Annotated in this window: 7 protein-coding genes; 6 read left to right on the top strand and 1 reads right to left on the bottom strand. The window is 59.9% G+C overall.

The window, feature by feature from the left end:
• Positions 1 to 162: 162 nt before the first annotated feature.
• From AC5ZG1_RS43130 to AC5ZG1_RS43105, 6 genes are all read left to right on the top strand, one after another.
• Complete coding sequence (locus AC5ZG1_RS43130; protein WP_496136451.1) at positions 163 to 483, top strand: hypothetical protein; 321 nt, start codon at positions 163 to 165, stop codon at positions 481 to 483.
• A gap of 168 nt (positions 484 to 651) precedes the next feature.
• Entirely contained in the window at positions 652 to 1,449 is a 798-nt protein-coding gene (locus tag AC5ZG1_RS43125) for a class I SAM-dependent methyltransferase (RefSeq protein WP_496136450.1), read from the top strand.
• A gap of 202 nt (positions 1,450 to 1,651) precedes the next feature.
• Positions 1,652 to 2,326, top strand: a complete 675-nt coding sequence (locus tag AC5ZG1_RS43120; protein ID WP_028169360.1) for an alpha/beta hydrolase — start codon at positions 1,652 to 1,654, stop codon at positions 2,324 to 2,326.
• 241 nt (positions 2,327 to 2,567) lie between these two features.
• Positions 2,568 to 2,981 (top strand): cupin domain-containing protein, encoded by a 414-nt coding sequence (locus tag AC5ZG1_RS43115; protein WP_028169361.1) that lies wholly within the window; start codon positions 2,568 to 2,570, stop codon positions 2,979 to 2,981.
• 413 nt (positions 2,982 to 3,394) lie between these two features.
• Positions 3,395 to 3,565: a hypothetical protein gene (locus tag AC5ZG1_RS43110; RefSeq protein ID WP_155255687.1), complete on the top strand. Its 171-nt coding sequence runs from the start codon at positions 3,395 to 3,397 to the stop codon at positions 3,563 to 3,565.
• A 581-nt stretch (positions 3,566 to 4,146) separates the two neighbouring features.
• Positions 4,147 to 4,800, top strand: a complete 654-nt coding sequence (locus AC5ZG1_RS43105) for an HD domain-containing protein (RefSeq protein WP_496136453.1) — start codon at positions 4,147 to 4,149, stop codon at positions 4,798 to 4,800.
• Between the two features lie 422 nt (positions 4,801 to 5,222).
• Here the strand turns inward: AC5ZG1_RS43105 and AC5ZG1_RS43100 are convergent, their stop codons facing one another.
• Positions 5,223 to 6,422, bottom strand: coding sequence for an IS91 family transposase (locus tag AC5ZG1_RS43100; RefSeq protein WP_496136452.1), 1,200 nt, complete (start codon positions 6,420 to 6,422; stop codon positions 5,223 to 5,225).
• Between the last annotated feature and the right edge of the window lie 14 nt (positions 6,423 to 6,436).

The following is a 6,436-nucleotide window of genomic DNA, read 5'->3' as shown; positions in this document are numbered from 1 at the left end:
CCTCGTCGATCATGGGGATGCTCCTGCCTTGAGTGAGGTTGTCGAAACCCCTCAATCTCAAGGCAGGACGCCCTGTTACGCTATCGTCTGGGCTCCGCTGCCAGCCGTCGTTCCCTACCGCGCGAGCGGTTTAGTCCTTTGGCCCCAAGCGGCAGTCGGCGGATGTCTGCTATTCCGCCGCTGTTAAGGGAAAAGCAGACATCTGGGGCACCGGCCAAAAATGACGCGAATGACCCGAAGCCGACGTTCAACGGATGCACAGTTTCCCCTTTTGCGCTCGGTCAACTCAATCATCGCATTACATCCCGTCCACCGCAGACACTCGACGACAGGCTTCCTGAGATTGTTCATCTCAGGGGGCCAACGGCGGATATTTCTCAGGCAATAACTGGTCTTTGCCCAGAGGCTCTCGTCGTCCAGACCTATCCCGTGCCTGCTCTCGGCCTGATTTTGAACGTGTTGACTTGCGACAATGCACGTTGAATTGCCTATGACGTAGTCGTTTCACCCAGCACGAGACGCCAATCGTGCAAAGGGTTGCCAAATTGCGAGATCACGTCGCTTCAACAGCGTTTAGTGCGACCGCAGCATACTGAGGAGTTGTTGAGGAAGCGCGGCGAGTTAACTGAGAGGCGCCGAGAAGGAGGCAACATGACATCCAAAACCTCAGAGGTTGGGAAACAGTATAGCGACAGCCAAAAGCTCGCCGCGCGGGCGCGCATCAAATCGAAATACAAAATCGCGGAGGTCGGTTGGTATCCATGGGTTGCGAGGCAACTGCCGCTTCAAGCGCGAGATCGGGCCCTCGACATCGGCTGCGGTCCGGGTTGGTTCTGGGAAGCAGTGGTGAGCGTATTGCCGGAGAGACTTGATCTGACCCTTGCTGATCTCTCGCCCGGCATGGTCCAAGAAGCCATAGAGCGTTGCCAGACATTGCCATTCACGTCAGTTCAAGGCCGACAAGCCGACGCATCTGCGCTTCCCTTTGAGGAAGGCTCCTTTGATGCGGTGATTGCCATGCACATGCTCTATCATTTGCCAGCCCCAGCGAAAGGCATCGCAGAAACATATCGCATGCTGAAGCCGGGAGGCTTTCTGGCGGTGACGACCAGCGGGGCCCGCAACATGCGTAAGATGTATGAGTTGACGACCGTATTCGGCAGTTCCCCGTCCGATCCGGCTGCTGCAACCTTTGGATTCAACACAGCCGATCGACTGATGCGGTTCCAATTCGGCAACGTCACCATGTCGCAGCACCCTGCCAGGCTTCGGATCACCGAGCCCGAAGATGTCTTCCTGGCGCTCACTTCCTATCCGCCTGGGGATGGCGCCAAGGAGCCTCAACTTGCCGCATTACGCAAAGCCATCGGCAGTGCATTTCAGCTAGGCAATGGTGTTCTTGAGGTCGACAAAGAGGACGGGCCGTTCCTTAGCAGGAAAGTGGCCTGATCAACACACAGTGATGTGGCGGTGGCGATTTAGCGATGCCGGTAATCTCTATCAGCGCCTGCGAAATTATCATTGAGTGCGACGTTCCCCTCCCTTTGTCGGCATCGTTCTGCGGAACCATGCTCGGGGGACGCCGTTTAGGGATACGCGGAGGTGTAGCGCCTCGCTGCTTGCACTCGCGTCGGCCTTGTAGGAGCGCGTCATGGCCAGGATCAACAACATCGTTTTGGTTCACGGTGCCTTCGTCGACGGATCGAGTTGGGCTGGCGTCTACGCCATCCTCATTGAGCACGGTTTCACCGTCAGCGTCGTCCAGAACCCGACCATCTCGCTGGAGGGCGACGTGGCCGCGACCAATCTGATCCTCGATGAGCAGGAAGGTCCGGCGGTGCTGGTCGGTCATTCTTACGGCGGGGTGGTGATCACTGAGGCTGGCGTGCATCCCAAAGTCGCGGCCCTCGTCTACATCGCCGCCTTCGCTCCGGACAAAGGCGAGTCCGTCAACACCATCGTCGGCCGCCCGCCGTCGTTTACGCCGCCGAAGGAAGGATATCTTTTCCAAGACAAGGCGAAGATGGCGGCCGCGTTCGGTGCTGATGTGGATTCCAAGACCGCCGGCTTCTGGGCCGACAGCCAGGTGCCGTTTGGCTTGGAGGCGAACAATGCCGTGGTCACCGAGCCCGCGTGGAAGAAAAAGCCGAGTTGGTATCTCGTGGCCACGGACGACAAGATGATCTCGGCGCCGACGCAACGGCGGATGGCGAACCGCGCGGGCTCGAAAGTCGTCGAGGTCCCCGGAAGTCACGCGATCTACGTCTCCAATCCGCGCGCGGTGGGGGGGCTGATTGAGCAGGCGACGGACGCCAACTCAGGATAGTCTGCGGCTTCGATGCAAAGCGTTTTATAAAATATAGTTCAGCTCCGTCTGAGTGACGGCAACGAACTCTCGTCGTTGCTTCCCGCTCATGCCTTCATCCCAACCGAGCAAGACCGGTTGGATCCGCTCGTCGCCCTTGTCGTGCAAATCGAGGCCGCCGTGGTGCACAATTTTGTTGGATTCTTGGTACTTTTATCTAGCCGAACAAGTGGCATCTTCGGACCAGTTCGAGGAGCAGATCATGAAGATTCAAACCATTGTCACTGCTATCGTTACTGCTCTCGCGCTTGCCGGCCCGGTCGCAGCGTATGGCGCCCAAACCGAAACGGTTGCGCCTAAATTCAATCAGCCGATCCCGAATATTCCTGGAAAGTCGCTTGTCGTCGTGGAAGTCGACTACGCGCCGGGGGCCGCTTCCCCGTCGCACACGCATGCGAAGTCCGCGTTCATCTATGCCTACGTCCTCTCGGGCGAGATCGAGTCGAAGGTGAATGACGGCGAGACCCGCATCTACAAGGTCGGCGAGAGTTGGTCCGAACCGCCGAACGCAGCCCATCAGATCAGCCGCAACGCCAGCAAGAGCAAGCCGGCAAAGCTGCTCGCGGTCTTTGTCGTTGATTCCAACGACAAAGTACTGACCACCCCGGTGAAGTAAGCCAAAGCGATAGCACCTGCTGGCGTAACAGAACTGCAAGCGCTTCGCGCGGGTAACCAAGCGAGATCTACGTTTTCAGTTCTGACGGTTCATAGTTCACCTTTGCTGTAGAGATGGCTCGATGCCGCTGAGTGCGGTGTGGGGAGACGATGGAAAATCAGTCAAGAACGACCGATGCGTTGTTAGGGATCGCTCTTGGAGCGGGATGTGGCTTTTCAAGTTCGCCTCGTTCTTTTGAGGAGCTCTCGGTTGCGACCCGCGACTTTGTACGCAATTTGCGACGGGTCGTTCGATCACGGAAAGCTGAACCAAGTGTCCGAAAACGCCGAGGCGAGGTTCATAGAAATGGCCAAGCGGGCGCGTGGATTTGGTCGATATTAGAATTGAAGCAACCAGACGCGGCAGGAATCGACATGGATGATCTGGCGGTTGGCGGGCTTTTAGCTACGTGCATCGGCCTTGCTGGCGCTGCTTTTCTTTTCCCTGATGCATTCTATAATTTGGCGGTCGCCGGCGCCGGCTTATTCCAGAGATTGGAAGTAGCTGGCTTGGCGCAAACGCACCACCTCCTTCCTTTAAAATAACCGCCCCCGCTCGCCGTTCGTGCTTCCAGTTGGGAATGGACGGCCTAATCTGTCTGGGCGAGCGCCCATGCGCAGTTTGAATCTTCCTGCGTAAAGGCGAGCCAAAGATTGATCCGACATGGCCCGATCGGCTGCGAACGTGGGCTTGCCGCCCCTTCCGGACCTTCGGCTCGGTTTTGGCAATGGCCGGCCCAGCGCGGCTTTCCTTTCGGGGCAGGAGGGCGTATCCTATCGACGCTGAGTTAAAGGCTCTGCGTTGAATGTAGGCTCCCGACGAGCCGCTTTTGATCGACCGCTTGGTCGACGTCGCTCCTGAACCGATCGGTTGCATCAACCAAGGAGGAGCCAATGAACAGCAGCACCATCCACAAATGCGTCGCTGAGGCGATCGGCACCTTCTGGCTCCCCTTCGCGGGTTGCTGAATGAGGAGTTGTTCTCCCATTCGTTGAAGGGGGCATCGTCAGGTTAAAATGCGGGCTTGCTAACGGCAGTTCAGAAACCAGCGGTAATGCGGGTCACCTCGGCCCTGACCTGAAAGGCGTGAGTTCGGGCACCTGATACTGATGGAGGATGGACCATGATGGTCAACGAGATTTCCGGCGTGAAGATTCCCGACAGTCAATTGGCGCGCGAAGCAACGCAGTTCATTCGCGACACCGAGAGCGACTTTCTGTTTCAGCACTCCAGGCGCGTCTATTTCTGGGGCGCCCTGGCCGGGACGCGCAAGAAGCTGACATTCGATCCGGAGCTGCTGTACACGGCGACCATGTTCCATGATCTCGGCCTGACCTCCGGCTTCCAGGAAAGTCGGCTGCGCTTCGAGGTGGACGGCGCGAATGCGGCGCGCGACTTCCTGCGAAGCCACGGCATCTCGGAGAGCGATATCGAGAAGGTCTGGCTTGCGATCGCGCTGCACACTACGCCGGGAATCTCCGAGCACCTCCATCCCGTCGCCGCGCTTACTGCGGAGGGCGTGATGATGGATCTCGTAAGCCTTGGCTATGACGAATTCACCGACGTGCAGCGGGGGGCGGTGGTGACGGCCTATCCCCGTGCGCCGCAATTCGTGGAGGACCTTCTCCAGGCGTTTTACGACGGCCTCAAGCACCGGCCGGAAATGACCCAACAGACCGGCCTCGCCGATATCATGGCCTGCAAGGACCCCCATTTTCACCGAAGCGACTTTTGCAGCCTGATGCGGAGCTCGCGTTGGGCCGCTCAGCCGGTGTCTTAAACCTGTAAATCGAAGACGTGAAAGGATGGCGTTTCTAGCGTCGGCAGGCTGCCTATGGAGTAGCGAAGGCACTTCCGCTTATGTGAAGGGTTTCGGATGCCGGCCGCATGAGGGAGGTCGCCGCGTGCTCGGCGGCCGGCGTCCGAAAGCCTGCAAGGGAGGAAACCGCGCTTGAGGGAACGTAAGACGGTGCGGCAGACGCTATGGGGATTTGAGTGCCGCGGGTGAGCTCGTTGATTGGGATCGAACCGGTCCAACGAGTTGTGCGGCGGTGAAGCCGCTGACGAATGCGCAGCGGATGGCCTTGAACTCCACAAGTTGTCCGACGATTTGCGACGGCTGGCGGATATCTGGGCACACTCTACCGTGGCCGGTCGAGAGCCAGCGAGCGCGATGAGCAGACTTGCAGGATTGTGACGCGGTCATGAGGTGTCGACCCTGATGATGGTCGTCGGAGCTGTCGGCGGATTCCGCGGAGTTGCACCGCGCGCGAAGACCTCGATGATGATCATGCGACCGCCGCAGCAAGGACAAGCCGGTTTGCTGTCATCGACAACGGGACCGTTGGGTTCGCTCTTGGCTTTTGGAACGGCGAGCAGTTCACGCGCGCGGGCGATGTTGTCGGCGCAGGCGCTCTTGGCGAACAGGCCGTAGTGGCGGATGCGGTGCAGGCCCTTGGGCAGCAGGTGGATGAGGAAGCGGCGGATGAACTCGTCTGTGGCAAGCGTCATCTGCTTGTATCGATCGCGGCCCGCGACGCGGTAGTCCTTCCACCTGAAGGTAACACCCTGCTTGTCGAAGGCGATCAAGCGGCTGTTGGCGATGGCGAGGCGGTGGGTGTAGCGCGACAGATAGGCCAGCACTGCCTCAGGCCCGCCGAACGGCCGCTTTGCGTAGACGACCCACTCGGCCTTGCGCAGCGGGGCCAGAAAAGCGGCGAAGGATTGCGCATCGGCCAGATGGATGTCGTCACCGAAGAAGCTCAGGCGGCCGGCCCGGTGGGCGGCGACGAGCTTCTCCAGGAACAATCGCCGGAACAGGCGGGAGAGCACGCGCACGGGCAGGAAGAACCCGGGCCGGCAGGACACCCAGCGCTGCCCGTCGGGCGAGAGACCGCCGCCCGGCACGATCATGTGGACATGCGGGTGGTGGGTGAGCGCCGAGCCCCAGGTGTGCAGCACGGAGGTGATGCCAATCCTGGCCCCCAGATGCTTCGGATCGGCGGCGATCGTCAGCATGGTCTCGGCCGAGACCTTGAACAGCAGGTCGTAGAGGACGGCCTTGTTCTGGTAGGCGATGTCGGCGAGGGCCGCAGGCAGCGTGAACACGACATGATAGTACGGCACCGGCAACAACTCGGCCTCGCGGTCGGCAAGCCATTCCTTCGCGGCGGCGCCTTGGCACTTCGGACAGTGCCGGTTGCGGCAGGAGTTGTAGGCGATGGTCGTGTAGGCACAGTCCTCACAGCGCGCGACATGGCCGCCGAGGGCTGCCGTGCGGCAGCGCTCGATCGCCGACATCACCTTCATCTGGTCGAGGCTGACATGGCCGGCGCGGGCTTGACGCCATGCCGGGCCATGGTTGCGGAAGATGTCCGCAACCTCCAAGGCTGGGCGCGACACGCGTGCGTCAGCCG

Source organism: Bradyrhizobium sp. Leo78 (assembly GCF_059512425.1).
Note: the sequence above shows the minus strand (reverse complement) of the source record. Positions and strands in the feature narration are given on the sequence as shown.

Excerpts from the sequence above, each read along its gene's own strand:
- AC5ZG1_RS43125 (WP_496136450.1), top strand. The coding sequence starts at position 652 with ATGACATCCAAAACCTCAGAGGTTGGGAAACAGTATAGCGACAGCCAA.
- AC5ZG1_RS43115 (WP_028169361.1), top strand. The coding sequence starts at position 2,568 with ATGAAGATTCAAACCATTGTCACTGCTATCGTTACTGCTCTCGCGCTT.
- AC5ZG1_RS43105 (WP_496136453.1), top strand. The coding sequence starts at position 4,147 with ATGGTCAACGAGATTTCCGGCGTGAAGATTCCCGACAGTCAATTGGCG.
- AC5ZG1_RS43120 (WP_028169360.1), top strand. The coding sequence starts at position 1,652 with ATGGCCAGGATCAACAACATCGTTTTGGTTCACGGTGCCTTCGTCGAC.
- AC5ZG1_RS43130 (WP_496136451.1), top strand. The coding sequence starts at position 163 with ATGTCTGCTATTCCGCCGCTGTTAAGGGAAAAGCAGACATCTGGGGCA.
- AC5ZG1_RS43110 (WP_155255687.1), top strand. The coding sequence starts at position 3,395 with ATGGATGATCTGGCGGTTGGCGGGCTTTTAGCTACGTGCATCGGCCTT.